Consider the following 16,614-nt stretch of genomic DNA (forward strand, 5'->3'; position numbering starts at 1 on the left):
AATCGGCTTAAAGCGGATGCGGCCTGTATGATGAGGGACGAGCAGGGGCCTCGCATGGAAGCGCTTCTTCAGATCGAAGGTTTGCGTGTCGCGTTCGCCGGTGTGCCGACGCTGCGCGGAATCAATCTCACGCTCGCGCGCGGCGAGTCGCTGGGCATGGTCGGTGAAAGCGGTTGTGGCAAATCGGTGACATGGCTTGCTGCGCTTGGACTGTTGACGCAGCGCGCTAAAGTGACGGGCAGCGTACGCCTGGCCGGAGAGGAGCTGCTCCATGCACCAGCCTCTCGCCTCGAGAAGGTGCGGGGCGCGCAGATCGCCATGATCTTCCAGGACCCGGCGAGCGCGCTTAATCCTGTGCACAGGGTGGGCGATCAGATTATCGAGGCCTTGAGGCTCCATCGTGACATGGAGCACCGCACGGCGCAGGCCGAAGCGCGACGTCTGCTCGACCAGGTCGGCATCCCCGATGCAGCGCGCCGGCTTGGCGCCTATCCGCACGAATTGTGGGCAGAACCAGCGCGTCATGATCGCCATGGCGCTTGCAGGACAGCCCGACATCTTGATCGCTAACGAGCCTACCACCGCCCTGGATGTCACAATTCAAGCGCAAATCCTTGAGCTTCTGCGGCAAATCCAGCGCGAGACGGGCATGGCGCTGGTCCTGATCTCGCATGATCTCGGCATCGTCAGTGAGATCTGTGAACGCGTACTGGTCCTTTACGGGGGGCACATCGTCGAAGACTTGCCCACCGACCGTCTCTTTGACCAACCTGCTCATCCATATACCAGAGGTCTTCTTGCGGCTCTTCCAAGTCTGGATGCGCCGCGGCAACGCCTCTTCGCCATTCCGGGTGTCGTGCCAAACGCAGCCGATTTTCCGCCAGGCTGTCCTTTTGCCCCCCGTTGCGATCGGCGGATCAAACGTTGCAGTGAATGGGCGATTGAGCTCGCCTCGCTGGATGTCGAGATCGGACACAGGGCTGCCTGCTTGCATGTCACGAGCGAACCGCACCAGGGCGAAGTCGTGGCTGCATGACCGAAACTGCTCCGCCGATCCTCCAAGCCGATGGGCTTGGCCGTCGATATCGCTTGCCACAGGGCCTTTTCCAGCGTCCAGCGATGGTCCACGCGGTCAATGGGCTCTCGCTGCAGCTGGTTCGCGGCGAAACTCTCGGACTGGTTGGCGAATCCGGCTGTGGTAAGTCTACTGCGGGCCGGCTCCTGATCGGCCTGGACCGACCAGATGCCGGCTCGGTGACCTTCGGCGGAGAAGCTTTGCCTGCTATCGGCGATAGTCGATGGCGCCGGCTCAGGATGCGAATCCAAATGGTATTTCAGGATCCGCTAGGTGCGCTCGATCCCCGCCTGACGATCGGCGCGCAAATAGCCGAGCCGCTCGAAATTCACGGGCTTGGCAGCAAGTCGGAACGAGAGGGGCGGGTCAATGCGCTTCTTACCGATGTGGGGCTCAGGACCGACCACCTCGCCTGCTTTCCGCACGAGCTTTCAGGCGGCCAGCGCCAGCGCGCCGTCCTGGCTCGTGCGCTGGCCACAGATCCGGATCTCCTTGTCTGCGACGAGCCAGTATCAGCACTCGACGTCTCGATCCAGGCGCAAGTGATCAATCTTCTGCGCGACCTGCAGGAGCGACGACGCATGGCGATGATTTTCATCAGCCATGATTTGCGAGTGGTCCGGCTGATCAGCAATCGGATTGCTGTAATGTATCTCGGCAGCATCGTCGAGGAAGGATCGTCTGAGGCGGTTCTTCTGGATCCTTTGCATCCCTATTCGCGGGCGCTCGTTTCCGCGGTGCCCAGGCCGGGGAGACATCGGTCTCGCACGATCCTGCAAGGAGATCCGCCCGATCCGGCTGCGCGACCGGGCGGCTGCGCATTCCATCCTCGCTGTCCGGTAGCGCTTCCACTTTGCGCGCGGTTCGCCCCTGAGCTCAGATCCGTTCCCGACGGGCGCCGCGTCGCCTGCCATCTGATCGGCGCTCATGGTGCCGAACTCGACAAGGAGGCATGATGGCTCGCTTCATAGTGGTCCGCTTGGCGCGCGCGTTGCTGACCATCGCAGTTGTGGTCACATTTGCATTCATGGTGCTGCGCGCCGCTGGCGATCCCGCCCGCGCGTTATTGTCGCCGGAAACCCCGGCGGAGGCGGTCGAGGCCTTTCGAAAGACCTGGGGGCTCGATGCGCCACTCTGGGTGCAATACCTCAAATACCTCTTTGCGGTCGTTCATGGTGATCTTGGCAAATCGATGCGTGACGGGCGTTCCGCGATCACTGTCGTGGCCGAGCGCATTCCCGTCACGCTGATGCTGACTGCGCCGGCACTGATCCTCAATCTGTTGATCGGCATTCCGGCTGGCATCTACGCGGCTCTCAAACGAGATAGCATCGCGGATCGATTGGTGATGATGGTAGCGGTCGTGGGCTTCACCGTGCCATCTTTCGTGCTCGGCCTCGTGTTCGTATTGGCTTTCGCAGTCGAGCTCTCTTGGTTCCCCTCGGGCGGTGCAGGCACTTGGCAGCATTTGATGCTGCCCGTCATCACGCTCGGTCTGGGTGGTGCGGCCGTTTTGGCCCGCTTCAGCCGCAGCGCCATGCTCGAGGTACTTGGGCAGCCCTATATCCGTGCCGCCAGCGCCAAGGGTGTGCCTTGGGCGAGAGTCGTGACCGGCCACGCTCTGCCCAACGGCGCGATAGCGGTGCTGACCATCGTCGGCTTCATGGTTGGCAATCTCATCGCGGGAGCCGTGCTCGTCGAAAGCGTTTTTTCGTGGCCAGGCATTGGCAGCCTGCTGGTCGTCTCAGTTGCGAGTCGTGATTTGGCTGTCGTCCAGTGCATCCTGCTCGTTGTAGCCGCCGCCATGATTACCACCAATGTCACGATCGATCTGCTCTATGGCGTGCTCGATCCACGTATGCGTGAGTTGCGCCCTGGGAGGCTATAATTGTCGAGCATTTCCGCAGATCGAGGTCTGCCGACTTCGAGGATGCGCAGATTGTGGCGGTGGCGCGACCGCGGGGTCACAATAGCGGTTGCGTGGCTAGGCCTTATGCTTCTTGTCGCAATCTTCGCTGATCGCCTCGCCCCTTATGACTATGCAGCCCTCGACCTTCATCATCGCCTCGCTGCACCTCTTGGTCTCGGCGGAACCATCGCGCATCCCTTCGGTTCGGACGAACTCGGCCGGGACGTGCTGGCGCGTCTGATTATATCCATCCGCATCAGCTTACTTATTGCTTTCGGAGCGACGTTGATCGGCGCCGTCCTTGGCATCACGCTTGGCATTTTGGCCGCTCACTTCCGCGGCTGGGTGGAGCAGGTCATCCTCGGTTGTGTGGATTTCCAGGCGAGTATGCCGTTTCTCCTTTTTGGCGCTCGCGGTGCTTGCTTTCTTCGGCAACTCTCTGCTCCTTTTCGTGGCGCTCATTGGTCTGCACGGATGGGAACGCTACGCGCGTGTCACCCGCGCGCTTGCCATGAGTTCCAACGAGCAAGCCTATGTGATCGCCGTACGCCAGCTTGGCGCAAGGCCATGGCGTGTCTACGTGCGCCACGTCATGCCGAACATCGCGTCGACCTTGATCGTCACCATGACGCTCGCGTTTCCGGACGTCATCTTGCTCGAGAGCGGCCTTAGCTTTCTTGGACTTGGAGTGCAGCCGCCACTTACGTCGCTTGGCCATATGGTCGGCTACGGTCGTGACTATCTGACCCGTGCTCCCTGGATCCTTGTGCTCCCTTCGCTGGTCATCTCGCTCACTACTTTGTCGATTTCGCTCGTTGGCGATTGGCTACGCGATCGGATCGATAAGACATTATCATGAGCCCTCCAGAACCCTGCTTTCGATCCCTCAGCCCCGCAACATCATGCCTTTCGACAAGCTGCAGCGATCTCGCGGCGGCCGCACGAATAGGGAAGGGCGCTTTATTGACCGGAGGCACGATGCCCAGGGTGGCGCGACCGGCTGGGCTTGATGGACCAGATGGGCATGTGATGTTGCTCGCCGACGCCAAGATCGTGTTGCCAGCATTCGCGAGCGTGGCGATTCACCAATCGGCTGCATGAGCTAATCATGTGGTGACGTACACACGCACCATCATTGGCGTGAAGGCGAAACTTCAGAGCAGGCCATAATCTTCAGGCCTTGATGATGAGCTCGGGATGAAATGTCGGCAGCTGACGACGGCGCTGCCGCGCGAGCATCACGTTCGGATTCTTGATCTAGAATCTGCGGCTGGCGGGACAATGGCAGAGCTTCATCTCTCTGGTCCGAAAACGAGAGAGGATAGGGATCGCGCTGTTCGCGGGATCGGGAAGACGACCTAACCGGGGAGACCAGGCTTGTGACGCGACATACGATCGGTGCTGGTGGGCGTGATTTGTATCGAGTCTCGCGCGTGCAGTTTGCACTGAGTCTAGGCCGTCTTAAGACCTGGCTACTCAATGACCAAAGGGTCGCGTTTGGCGATCTGATCGAGCACTGCCTGTCTCAAACTCATACAGGCCGGAAGTCGGCTGGCAGAAAGAGCCGAGGTTCGCTTTCGGCCTGTTTTTGGCGGGCCGATTCCCGGTGACCGCCACCTGCGACGCTCACTATGCCTCACCTGATCGGCAACGGACTCAACTTCAAGTGTCGTTCCTTTGGCATTCAGCGCGACCGGCAATAGTAAAGCTCCGTGGGGATCCCATAGTACTCGCAATGAGTATCGGCCAACGCAGCCTTAGCTCTGACCAAGCCATCTCGGCGCTGCATACGCGCTAAACCCGACAGAGGCGGCTGAGATTTTTAGCTGTAGATACAGTGTGCCAACATTCAATCCGCTGAGGTGCTGCTATCACGAACACGCAACAGGAGGAGCCAGAAAGCTCCGTCAAGCTCTCAATGGAATTTCTTCGGTCAGTCTCGATGAAGATCAGCGTTTGAGATGTTCGCGATCTGCTGTCGAAGTTGGCCGCAAGCGTCCGGCATCGCGTTTGTTTGAAATCCATTGCTCGACTATCGAGGGAAACGAATGATACTGTATCACTACACAACCGCCGCAGGTCTCCATGACATCGTGGCCAGGTCGACCGTCGTGGCGCCGAGATCAGAGATATCTCATCGCTTGCCTGAGAGACGGTCGCACTCTTTCGTCAACATAGCAGAGAAATTCATGGCTTCGTCGGATTCTGACATCTGAGGGCGATCTGCTCTCGCAATGGCGAGGCTACAATCGTGGACAAGGATTCTCAATCGGCTTCAGTGCAGACTGGCTTTTGCAGAACGCTGCAGCCCAGGACTTTGATATCACGCCGGTCCTCTATGACACAGAGCAACAGCGGGCGGCGGCTGATAGGGCGGTGATGCTGCTCATCGGACGGCTGGTGGAAGGAACGGATGAGCCGGAGGGCGCCCGCGCGCAAGTCAGGACCTGATGGCCGCATGCGTTGAAGACTGCTCTTGTTCTCAAGAACCAACACTTCCAAGAGGAGCGGGAGTCGCGCCTGATTTGGGTTGGAGCTTCCTGGCCTGGCGACCTGAAGACGTGTCTCACCAGCCGGACTCGTTCCTTACCGGGCTTGTCTGTTCGACAAAGTCGTCATCAACAATGCTGCTCTTCATCCCAATAATTGCGGCATCGAAGAAATCATCATCGGGCCCGCGTTGGGGCGACAGCAAACAATCGCCGTGGAAGCCCTGCTGACCACACATCGTATGCGCTTGACGATCAAGCGCTCGGAGATCCCTTATATTGCGGACTGAGCGGCTTGCGCTTCCCGGTCCGGGCGGCTTTCAAATGATCTGTAGTCTCCTGTCTCGCGCTCTTGAAGGCGTTCGATCAATGCGCGATAAGAAGCAAACAAACAACTTGCGACCGATTTCCAGATGGGCTTCCGATTTCGCCGTAGTTTTAAGATTATCCCGGGCGTCCGCTTAAATCTAAGCGGCAGTGGAGCGAGCGTCTCGCTTGGCCCGCGCGGACAGCATTACACCATCGGGCCGCACGGCACGAGAACGACCGTCGGCCTGCCAGGCTCGGGGGTTTCGTGGACGTCCCATCAGCCATACGCATCGGTCGGCGCATCGCCGCCCCCTCTGCCGGAAGCGCCCAATTCCCCAACCCGTGAACCAATCGGCACTGTCATCGACAGTGCTTCGATCGATGAACTCGTCGCCAACTCGACCATCGAGATTGCTCAGACCTTGGCAATCGGCCGATCCCGCTGGCGCCGATACAAGATACTCATCGCGATATTGTCGGCGCTCTTCGCGGTCAGTGCCCTCATGCTCGCGGGTTCAGCTTCGGCCGCTCGTCCTGTTGCAGCCTTTGTCCTGACTGCTGGGGTGGTTCTTGTCCTCGGATCTCTGGCCATCCATGGCCGCGAAACGAGTACCGTGTCGCTTGTGTACGAGCTCTCAGCGGAGCAGTCAGTGCGGTTTGAGGCCCTGACCCGCGCATCCCATGACTTGGCGAGTTGTGGTTGCATATGGAATGTCCCTCTTGAGCGACAAGAAGCGGACTGGAAACGCAACGCGGGCGCCTCGAAGCTGATTCAAAGACACCAGATTTCGTTAGGCAGGGACAAGCCACCGCTGGTCAAAAGCAACGTCGATTTCCTGAAGTTGCCGCTCGGAAAAGAGACGTTCTATCTGACACCTGACGCGATCCTGGTTACCGCCGGCAAGACTGTTGCCGGGTTCGGCTACGAAGACGTTGAATTCATGTTTCGAAGCGCTCGCTTTATCGAGGAAGAGACGCCGCCCGCCGACGCGACTGTCGTAGACCAGACCTGGCGCTACGTGAATCGTAAGGGCGGCCCGGACCGGCGCTTCAACAACAACCGGGAACTACCGATCTGCCTATATGGTGAAATCGATCTTCGCTCGTCCAACGGAGTGAACCAGCGGATCCAGTGTTCGCGCGTTGAAGCAGCCGAGAGATTTGTCGCATCCCTCGCTGCAATATCTGCTTGAGAATGCGATCCCGATAAGCGCCTCGCGCGGCGCTCCGATGCGCAGCGCTGATCGTCGTCGGACAGGAAACGGCCTCGGCGGTGCCGGGAGATTTGCTGACCCGATGCTTCTCGCGCAAGACAGAAGCTAATTCAGAAACGAGCTTGGCAGATTCCTCAGGGCAAGTCGATCAGCCGATGCGCAGACTTTCGGCGCTCATCTTGCCCGAACGACCAGCCATCAGCTCGTAGCTGACCCGAGCGCCTTCCGCGAGATTGGTGTAGCCGGTCTTCTCGACCGCGCTGATGTGAACGAAGACGTCAGCTCCCCCGTCTTCTGGCTGGATGAAGCCGTATCCCTTGGCCGCGTTGAACCACTTCACAGTCCCCATTGCCATTGCGTTATTTCCAAACTGAAGTTCCGCGATCTAATCGAAGAACTGCCTGACCACAGGGACGTTCGCGCGACCCCTCACGTTGAGCGCCCATCACGCGTCTACAACCGTTTACGCCCAGGACGGTTTCTGCGGGCCATGGGTCGTGGCGGCGCAGCCGGCAATGGCGGTCGCTCATCGCCAGCTGGATCATCGGCCTGTGCCTCGGGCTGGCCTTGCGCCGCACATCGATCGAGCTTCTCAAGTGCCTCGAGGACCTTCCATCCCTCCTCAGTGATGGTCCAGTATCCCACCTCCCGGTCGATGAGCCTTTGTCCGAAGATATCGAGGTTCGGCTCGCGGCTCGCGATGCGCTTCATGCGCGCTGGCCACTCGGGTCCGCTGGTGTAAAAGATGGCCAAGTGCTGTTTGACGACTTCAAGAGCGGCTCGGCCGCCCGGCTGGCCGGCAAGTATTTTCAGTATGGATAGCTGAAAGCTCACATGCGCACGCAAAGATTCGATGAACTCCCAACGATACCGGCACTAGCCTCGGCCGGGTAGCGTACATCAGCGCTTTCAAACGAAAACCTTGCCGAATAAGGCTAACGAGGCAGCACAGTACCGCATTCATATGCAGCCTTTCCTGGACAATCCCGTGCAAGGCCCAGGAAGGGGAAGTCACGATCGACGTCTATGGCTTCCTAACTTGTGCCACCAATGTCGAGAGCACGTCATTTTCCAAGGTGCCAAGCCTGGGATCGAGGCCACGCAGCTCATCAATGTGATTGCATATCGATATCTGTGATGCAGTCGAGCAAACGAGTCAATCCCGCTAGGTCCTCCTAACGGATGAAATCACGCTCGCCATGTGGCGCATCGCCGCCCTCTCGCCGCTGAGCACGCGATGCCGGTTGTCTTGTTTGCGACGTGCTGTCGATCTCCCGACAAGTCCGCTTGGAGAAGAGCGAGCATCTATTCAATCCGTCGCAGTTGGCAGGGCTTTGAAGAGTGAAATGGGCTTTGAAGAGCGAGATCCCATCCATTGCTCAGGAGTGCAGGGATGGCTTGTGGGATGATAAGTCTTCAGTTCGTGGCATGGATCGGGTCCGACTTCGGGCCTCCAACCTTTGGCATCAACGCAGTGGCCTGCGCATGAATCGCCTCTATGATCGACCTGGCTCCATCCCGATGCGCGCCGTTTCCATTGCACGATTGCGGTGATTGGCCAATTCTGGCGCGGCATTTGCAACCTCTCCTTGGCGCTTATTGCATGCGAAAATCGGCGCCGCGCTGGTCGAAGCCCAGCGGCCAAGCCGTGGTCCGTTTTTGCGTCTAAACGTGCGGTCGCACGAGGCTGCCCGCGAGCAGCATCGCAGGCTGACCGCGAATTCACGTCAGAACGTAATACTCCCGTGAAAGAAGCGGTATTTCGTTCGCCGACGCAAACGGCGGCCTGATGATATGGACAAGATAGCCAAGACAAAGCCGGCATTAATCTGGCGACCAGAAGGGACGAGACGGGCAGCTATCCGTCGCTTCTCTATCGAGCTCGGCGAAACCGCGAAGCTCGCGTTGCCAATGGTGCTGACGCAGGTTGCGCAGGTTGCGATGATGACGACTGATCTTGCCTTCATCGGGCGTATCAGCGCTGAGGCGCTCGCGGCGGCAGCGCTGGCAGGCCGGCTCTATCTCATTAGCGTCACATTCGGCGTGGGACTACTAAGTGCCATTGCGCCTTTGGCGGCGCGGGCGTTTGGGGAAAATAATCTAGGCGCGGTACAGCGCTCGCTGCGCATGGGCCTATGGCTGGCCCTGATCCTGTCATTCCCGATCATTGCTGTGGCGCTGCGAGCAGAGCAAATACTGCTTGCCTTGGGCCAGACCCCAGATGTGGCGCAGCTCGCCCAGCAATACCTCTTCGGATTAGCCCTCGGCACGGCTCCGGCACTGGCGTTTTTGGCTATCCGCAATTTCATGGGTGGGGTCAATCGGCCACAGCCAGTCTTCTGGATTACGCTATCCGCCATCCCCCTCAATGCGTTGTTGGTCTATATTCTGGCCTATGGGAAGCTTGGGCTGCCCCGGTTGGAACTGTTCGGGGCAGGTCTTGCGACCACGCTGGTCAACTGCGGCATGTTTTTGGCGGGCTTGTGGTTCGCTGCACTGCGCCGGCCGTTCCGTGAGTACCATGTGCTTGCGGATCTCTGGCGTTTCGATTGGCGCGCAATGCGGCAGCTCATCGCATTTGGGACGCCGATCTCCATCGCTTCATTGATCGAGTCGGGACTATTTGTAGCCACGTCGCTCGTTGCGGGCTCGATCAGCAACAGCGCACTGGCCGCTCACCAGATTGTTGTTCAGGTTTCCTCGACCCTGTTTATGATTTATCTCGGCATTGGGACGGCTGCTGCCATGCGCGTTGGCCATGCCGCCGGCCGCGACGACCGTGCAGGCGTCAAGCGGGCGAATCTGGCGGCGATGTTGCTCGGTATGGTCATAGCTACAACGCTAACGCTTACGTTGATCACCGTGCGTTTTGAGGTCGTGGAGCTGTTTCTGGGCAGAACGGCTCGCGATTCGGAGGCAACGATCAGCCTCGCTGCAACGCTCCTCATCGTCGGCGCAACCCTCTTTATCACTGACGCCGCCCAGTGCATTACGGCAGGCGGTCTGCGCGGGCTGAAGGACACGCGGGTGCCGCTGCTGTTTGCGACTATTGCTTGGTGGCCGATCGGCTTTTCCCTCAGCTATTGGCTCAGTCTGAAGATCGGTTTGGGGGCCGTCGGTATATGGATTGGCTTGTCGACCGGATTCACAATCTATGCGGCGATCCTCGTGCTGCGGTTCCGCCACTTAGCAAGTCGCCCTCTCTGAGGCGCGCGCATCACTGATGCCAGCGGCGACGATATGCCCGGGTGCTTGCCCGTGCGGTTGTGACCGGGGCGAACGCCCGGACTGAAAATTGAAGGTTTCGCGTCACGGCGCGACTGCAGGGATAACATAACAACGAAATAGTAACTCAACTAGCATCATATTTTTCGATCATTTCATTTCAAAAAACGATAGCCAAAGTGTGGTTAGCTCGTTCGAGTGCGAGTAGGAGTCCTCAAGGCGTCCCTGGCGATTTGCAGGCTTTCCAACTTGTCACTTCTGCCAGAATGGCTCAACGGGTCCCTCCCTTCGCGAGCAACGCCGGCAAAATCGAGCAGCCCAGCGCACCGGGCGTCGATACGATCACGCTTAGTCGGGGCATATCAATTTTCGAGACGCCCACCGGTGTCTGCGAGCGCCACAGCTGTGAAATGCCAAGCACACGAGATGCATCGCATTCGCAGGAATCAAGCCGCCAGGCAAAACGATCTGCCGGCAGCATCGATCACGCTTGCTGGCTCAAGCGACGTCGACCAGATCAGGATCGGCTAGGGCGCGAGCAGGTTCTCCTGGACGCGGCATTTGCTACGCTTGCTTGTGGGGCCGTGCTATCGACGGCTTGCTGGACATCCTACCTGACGTCCTCGCCGGAATTGGGCGATCCTCGGGGCCTGGTGATGATTTCCGTGTCTTCACGCTGTGCCCGCAGAGGTGCATCAGGCGATCATGATCAGACCAAACCACTGACGCCGCAGCCTCCGTTTTAGACAAGCCGGGCCGATCTACAGCTGAGGAGAGCTGCTGGCGCTCGCACGCCGCTAATCCCGGCTCGGGAGCGGCCGTCGCGCTGGCCGGGCTTTGGTCAGCATGGCTGGGAGCGCCATACCCGCATTGCGCTCGTGCTAGCGATCAGCCTCGGCTCCAAGTCGATGGCGCTGGGCTGCGCCAGCCAGGTCCTGGTCGCTCCCAGTCCGCTACGTTCCAGTTAGACGAAAGTTTTACATGTTCGACCGACCGATCCGGAATCGGGTTCTCATCGTGCTGTTCGATGGGCTTCGACCCGATCTCGTCAAACCATCATTGACGCCGAAACTGGTCAGGCTCCAGCGCCGCGGTGCTGTGCTGGCCAGGCAGCGCACCGTCTCGGCCCAGCGAAACACGAATAGCGCTCACGAGCCTCGTCACTGGCGCGACGCCTGATCGCCGCGGCATCATTGAGATCAATATCTCGACAGGCAGTCGCCCATACCGCGCTCTGTCGACACGAGCGATGCGCGCCTGATCGAGCACCTTGATGCCGCGAGCAAGGGCCATCTAGTCGGTGTGCCATCACCTGGTGAGATCCTCGCGGCGAACGGCAGAACCTTCTCAGTCCTCGCTTCCAACTCGGCGGGGGCAAGGCGCCTGCTGAACCATAAAGCTCGAAAGCTCGGACAAGTGACGCTCTCCGGCCACTTCCCTTGCATCGCGACCTCCGCCGAGATGCTCAGACGAGTGGAGACCCTGCTGGCGCCGACGCCTGCGGCGTCCCCCCGCCGGCAACCCAGATCTTGCCTCTCAAGCCTTCCTGACTTCAGCGTTCCTCGACGTAATCTGGCCTCAAATTCGGCCCGACGTCGCAATCCTCTCCTTCCGCTGCTGGTCTCGCATATCTTTTCAACCTTACGAGGTACGTCCTGTCCATCATCGATAAAGATCTCTGCGAGCGCACGAGCGGTCATCGTTGCCCGTCGCGAAAGGCCCAGAAGACCGAGCACTGTCGGCGCAATGTCGCAAATGCCTGAGGGAACTTGCGAGACGAAGTCGTTTTTCGATCAGCGGTCCCGCCAAAATGCCGACCGACGACATCTCGTTGGCATGCCACCCGCCGTGCACTCCGAAGCCGACCGCCCCATCCGCACTCAAGGTGCGGCCCATAACGCCAAATGGATCGAGACCATCCGACCGGAACGAGAACAGAATGTCCGCCGATAGGGCATGGTCGGCGAACACCAAATGGCGGGCAAAGCTGGCCGCTGCAATGCCATAGGCCGCGCCACCCGCGGTAAGCACCGGACCACACCAGGGCCGCTCGATCATCGATCCTACTGTGCGGCGGATAACGGCGTCCGATGGCTCGGCGGCAAATTGCTCCGACTTGGCCAAGTATGACGATGGCATCGATGCCGGCCGCGGTGCCGGGCCGCAGCGCAGCCCGGCAGCCTCGAGCGTCTCAAATAGATCGGCCCGCGCATGCACCGTCACATGTCCATGATCGGAGGCGGCGATCAGGTGCACGCCAAGGGAGGCGCCCTCAGCCTCCTACCAATCGAGCACGCGGCGCAACTGCCGATCGACAAAGCTGATCGCTGCCATCGTCTTTGGCGCGCCAGTCCCACAATCGTGCGAGGAAATATCGGGCTTCCCGGTGCATACCGGCAGCACCTTCGTCGTGTGCAGGTCGGTGAGGCAGTCTATCTTGATTTTGCTGGCGTCGTGGGGCGTCCCAATAACTGACATAACTCAAGCTCGATCTGCGTCCCGCAAGCGCCGGTCTGCTGCCACCGATGGTGAAATTCGTCGAAAAATTCGATGGAGCGCCAAATTTAAGCGCTGGCTCGAGAGTCATTGCACTAATTCAAACCCCCATGTTTGCTACCACATACGAACAAATGCACCCATCTCCGTCGGGGACCGATTTATGTCGAAAGTTTCACCATTTCATTCAACGAAGCCTGGTGCGCGAAGCGTCTATCACGATAACGACAAGTGTACCGAGGGCAATAACATCGAACGGCAGAATCTCGCCTCCGGCACCGGAGGGCGGCCGCGCTGCGAACATTGCGGCCGCCTAGCCTAGTTCGCAGCTGCCGTGGCGGGTAAAACGAGCCCCGCCACGGGCCTGGGGCAGGAAAATATGTCAAGCTTGAGAGGGCAGCGTTCTTTGCTTCGTTCGCGTCGGCTTGGCCTCCGCGGTGTGCTCGCTGACTCAGTTCAAGTCAAACTCAAGCCGAGGTCACTGCAGATCTTTCCGATGGTCGATCGGTCGGCCTGATTGATTTTCAGGCAGCGCTTTCAAGTCGGCTTCATTGTGCCAGATGGGTGGCTCAGTTCTAATCTCAATTTCATTTGGCGAGGCGTTCTGGGCGGCTTTGCAGGGCTAGTAACGTAAGCGATTAGTGGCGCATCGTGCACAACCACTAGGACCACGTCCGAAATCGCTGTTTGTCGAGACGTCTCGGATTGACGCTGCCGCACAGAAGCAGGTGGCCAGCCCAGGAATAGCAACCATATGGCCGCTGACGATCTTCCCTTTTCATCTACGGTCTCATCCGTTGTCGATGCCTTCTTGAAAAAGCTCGAGGACCAGAAAACCCTTTCGCGGGCGTCTTTGTCGGCGCTGCGAAAGGCACTGGCGGATCATCAATTGGACGCCGAGAGCCTACGGGCGGCCATTTTCAATGCTGCTGAGCCGAGCAATGATCCAGATTGAAGAAATCGAAATTGTCGAGTTCCGTGGAATTCGTCATCTCAAGCGCTCGTTGGGCCGAAGGAGTTTTGGCATTGCGGGGCCGAACGGTACTGGCAAGAGCGGCATCGTGGATGCGATCGAATTTGCCCTCACCGGAAACATCACTCGTCTCGGCGGTGCGGGCACGGCGGAGCTGAGTGTCAAGGCGCACGCTCCACATGTCGACGCGAGCAAAAAGCCCGAAACCGCGCTCGTTCGCCTGCAGGTCTATGCGCCCGCTCTCAAAAAGAGCTTCATAATCGAGCGGAGCGTCAAGAATCCAGGCGCCGCGGTACTCAAGCCGAGCAGTGCTGAAACCATGGCGCTTCTGGCGCAGCTCGAAACCCATCCTGAGTTTGCCCTGTCTCGTCGAGAAATCATCAAATATATTCTCGTTCCTGCAGGCAAACGATCACAATACGTCCAAGAGCTGCTGCGCCTTGATCAGCTCGAAAAGCTGCGGGTCTCACTCCAACGCGTCGCCAACGATGCAAAACGCGACCACGGAAGGGCCGAGGTGGAGGATCGGCGGACCAAGTCCGATTTCTTTCACCATATCGGCATTGCCACTCCAAACAAAACTGATCTGCTTGCTTCTGTAAATGCTCGTCGAGCTGTGCTGAAGCTCGATCCTGTGGCGGACCTCGCGCCGGAAAATGCCTTGAAGGTAGGCATCAATCCAGATGCCGAGCACGAGGCGTCGCAGCCATTCTCCAAGCTCGGCGCCAAGAATGACCTTGCGAGCTTCCTGAAGAGGCTGGCTGTCTCGCAGGAAATAACCATAACTGGCGCAAAGTCGGATGCAGTCGCCGCTCTCGCCCAGCTCACGGACGATCCGGCCCTGTTAAGGGGTGTCAAGCAGCGCGCTTTGGTTGAGCGGGGTCTTGAGCTGGTCGAAGGAGACGCTTGTCCACTGTGCGACGGTCCCTGGGAGATGGCCCTCCTGGCAACACATCTTCAAGAGAAGATCGCAAAGGCAGATGCAGCCTCGACGGCATTGAAGCAACTGGCCCTGGCGATCGACCCCCTCGCGGCTCACCTGCGGGCGATGGCGCTTGACGCGGGCAAAGTGGCCGAATGGTGCGAAAAGGCCAGTCCTCCTATAGATGCCACGTCGCTGCGGTCCCACGCAAAGGCCCTCGACGGTGACCGCGACACACTAGACAAGGTCGTCCGGGACCCGGCAGCGATCGCCCACGCGCTGCAAGCCCTTGGTCGACTGGGGGCATCGCCCGCGGTCGAGTTGCTTCAGCCCGCCGATCGTCTGGCGGCCTATATCGAAACGCTCTCCGACCCTTCAAAGGAGCAAGAAGCCAAGGAATTCTTGATCGTCGCCCAAGAGAAATACGATCAATGCCGCGGGACGCAGCAGACCCTCAATATCGCGGCCCAGCAGGCCGAAACAGCTTCTGCGGTGTTTAGCCACTACGGTACGGTCAGCACCGCAATGTTGGAAGGCATCTACGACAAGGTGCAGAAGGACTTCACCGAATACTACAGTTTCATCAACCGCGACGATGAGGCCAAGTTCGAGGGCAAGCTCTCTGCATCATTGGGCAAACTGGCCTTCGATGTCGACTTTTACGGACGAGGCAGATTTCCTCCCGGGGCCTACCACAGCGAGGGCCATCAGGATGGCATGGGGCTTTGCCTCTATCTTGCACTGGTGAAGCACACGCTCGGCGCCGGATTTACGCTTGCCGTCCTCGACGATGTGCTGATGTCGGTCGACGCCGGCCATCGTCGTGAGGTTTGCGCGCTCCTGAAGCAGAAATTTCCAAACACGCAGTTTGTCCTGACCACTCACGACGGCGTGTGGCTCAAGTTCATGCAGAGCGAAAAGCTGGTTCAGAGCACTCTTAGCTTTGGCGGCTGGACGGTCGACAGTGGCCCACAGGTCTGGAACGAGGGTCACGTCTGGACGCAGATCCAGAAACACCTCGCCAATGACAATGTATTTTTGGCGGCAGGGACTTTGCGACGCTATCTGGAGTTCACCTCGACGATCCTTGCGGATAATCTGCGCGCTCGCATCGAATATCATGGAAACGGACAATACGACCTGGGCGATCTCTGGCCCGGGGTGTTAGCCGCATGGAAGGCCCGTCTCAAAGAGGCGCGCGACTCCGCCTCCTCGTGGGGGAAAAATATTCAGGATGCCGAAGCGCTCCAGATAGAATCCAAAAAGCGGGTGGCGGCGACAAAGTCCGAAGAGTGGATGATCAACAAGGCGGTTCACTACAACGCCTGGGCGGACCTGCAATCGAAGGAATTCGCTGCGGTCGTGAGTTCGTTTCAACAATTGCTTCAACTGATGCAGTGCCCCAACACCGATTGCGGCGAATTCCTCTGCGTTTCGCCTATCAAGGGTGACAAGGAAGTGCTCCGCTGCAGTTGCAGCGCTGTCAGTCTCAACCTCGTGCCGAAGAAGAACTGATGCTCCGCGCCCGGCCCAGACCGTCGCTGACGCGTGTATGTGAACCTGTGGCCACGCACCCTCGAGGCCGATCATGCGGTGAAGTTGGTCCGCTCGTCGCCCCGACCGGCAGCGCCGATGACGGATCGCGATGATCGCGCATTCATTGTGGCCTGACACCGCCAAGATGATGGGCGCTGCACCTGTGGTTGGTGCCGACGATAATGGCCGCAGGGGTTCAGGATCAGGCCGCACGCCGGTTGGCGGCTGGCTTCTGCGCGGGCAGAAGGCCACTGAATCGCGAACAGTGCATTCGCCGGACCGGCTGTCTTCGAAGCGATAAGCCGGCACCGGAGGACCGCTGCGACCAAAGTTCCGGCTTGCGGGTCTCGTTGCCGCTTACCTATCATCTTATACGCCCGTGCTCCGGTCTGAACCCGATTGTGACAGAGTTCCCGGACATGGACTTGATGCCTTTGAGAGATGCGTCACGCGAAGCGTAGTGGCG

At 59.2% G+C, this 16,614-nt stretch carries 10 protein-coding genes and 2 pseudogenes; 8 read left to right on the plus strand and 4 right to left on the minus strand.

Annotation, left to right across the window (positions count from 1 at the left end):
• Positions 1–54: 54 nt before the first annotated feature.
• The 5 genes and pseudogenes from IVB50_RS00685 to IVB50_RS00705 all read left to right on the plus strand — a co-directional run bounded on the left by IVB50_RS00685 (position 55) and on the right by IVB50_RS00705 (position 6,975).
• Positions 55–1,036, plus strand: a pseudogene (locus IVB50_RS00685) (ABC transporter ATP-binding protein).
• Positions 1,033–2,031 carry an oligopeptide/dipeptide ABC transporter ATP-binding protein gene (locus IVB50_RS00690; protein ID WP_247293727.1) on the plus strand — a complete coding sequence of 333 codons (999 nt, stop codon included), beginning with the start codon at positions 1,033–1,035 and terminating at the stop codon, positions 2,029–2,031. The pseudogene IVB50_RS00685 and the gene IVB50_RS00690 overlap by 4 nt, the downstream one beginning before the upstream one ends.
• Positions 2,031–2,963 carry an ABC transporter permease gene (locus IVB50_RS00695; protein ID WP_247293729.1) on the plus strand — a complete coding sequence of 311 codons (933 nt, stop codon included), beginning with the start codon at positions 2,031–2,033 and terminating at the stop codon, positions 2,961–2,963. Before IVB50_RS00690 ends, IVB50_RS00695 begins: the two co-directional genes overlap by 1 nt.
• A 42-nt stretch (positions 2,964–3,005) precedes the next feature.
• A pseudogene (locus IVB50_RS00700) lies at positions 3,006–3,843 on the plus strand (ABC transporter permease).
• 2,043 nt (positions 3,844–5,886) lie between these two features.
• Positions 5,887–6,975 carry a DUF4236 domain-containing protein gene (locus IVB50_RS00705; protein WP_247293731.1) on the plus strand — a complete coding sequence of 363 codons (1,089 nt, stop codon included), beginning with the start codon at positions 5,887–5,889 and terminating at the stop codon, positions 6,973–6,975.
• A gap of 169 nt (positions 6,976–7,144) precedes the next feature.
• Here IVB50_RS00705 and IVB50_RS00710 read toward each other — a convergent pair whose 3' ends face one another.
• Both IVB50_RS00710 and IVB50_RS00715 read right to left on the minus strand, forming a co-directional pair.
• Positions 7,145–7,351, minus strand: a complete 207-nt coding sequence (locus IVB50_RS00710) for a cold-shock protein (RefSeq protein ID WP_247293733.1) — start codon at positions 7,349–7,351, stop codon at positions 7,145–7,147.
• A 98-nt stretch (positions 7,352–7,449) separates the two neighbouring features.
• Complete coding sequence (locus IVB50_RS00715) at positions 7,450–7,842, minus strand: hypothetical protein (RefSeq protein WP_247293744.1); 393 nt, start codon at positions 7,840–7,842, stop codon at positions 7,450–7,452.
• 948 nt (positions 7,843–8,790) lie between these two features.
• Between IVB50_RS00715 and IVB50_RS00720 the strand changes: the two genes are divergently transcribed.
• Positions 8,791–10,203 carry an MATE family efflux transporter gene (locus IVB50_RS00720; RefSeq protein ID WP_247293746.1) on the plus strand — a complete coding sequence of 471 codons (1,413 nt, stop codon included), beginning with the start codon at positions 8,791–8,793 and terminating at the stop codon, positions 10,201–10,203.
• Between the two features lie 1,680 nt (positions 10,204–11,883).
• Here IVB50_RS00720 and IVB50_RS00725 read toward each other — a convergent pair.
• On the minus strand, positions 11,884–12,477 hold the full coding sequence (locus tag IVB50_RS00725) for a hypothetical protein (RefSeq protein WP_247293748.1): 594 nt from the start codon (positions 12,475–12,477) through the stop codon (positions 11,884–11,886).
• Positions 12,478–12,501: 24 nt separating this feature from the next.
• Positions 12,502–12,699 carry a hypothetical protein gene (locus tag IVB50_RS00730; protein WP_247293749.1) on the minus strand — a complete coding sequence of 66 codons (198 nt, stop codon included), beginning with the start codon at positions 12,697–12,699 and terminating at the stop codon, positions 12,502–12,504.
• Positions 12,700–13,471: 772 nt separating this feature from the next.
• Here IVB50_RS00730 and IVB50_RS00735 point away from each other — a divergent pair.
• Complete coding sequence (locus IVB50_RS00735) at positions 13,472–13,672, plus strand: hypothetical protein (protein ID WP_247293751.1); 201 nt, start codon at positions 13,472–13,474, stop codon at positions 13,670–13,672.
• A complete protein-coding gene (locus tag IVB50_RS00740; RefSeq protein ID WP_247293754.1) occupies positions 13,659–16,127 on the plus strand; it encodes an ATP-binding protein in 2,469 nt (822 codons plus the stop codon). The genes IVB50_RS00735 and IVB50_RS00740 overlap by 14 nt, the downstream gene beginning before the upstream one ends.
• The last annotated feature ends 487 nt before the right edge of the window (positions 16,128–16,614 follow it).

The organism is Bradyrhizobium sp. 87, from assembly GCF_023073015.1.
GTDB lineage: Bacteria > Pseudomonadota > Alphaproteobacteria > Rhizobiales > Xanthobacteraceae > Bradyrhizobium > Bradyrhizobium canariense_D.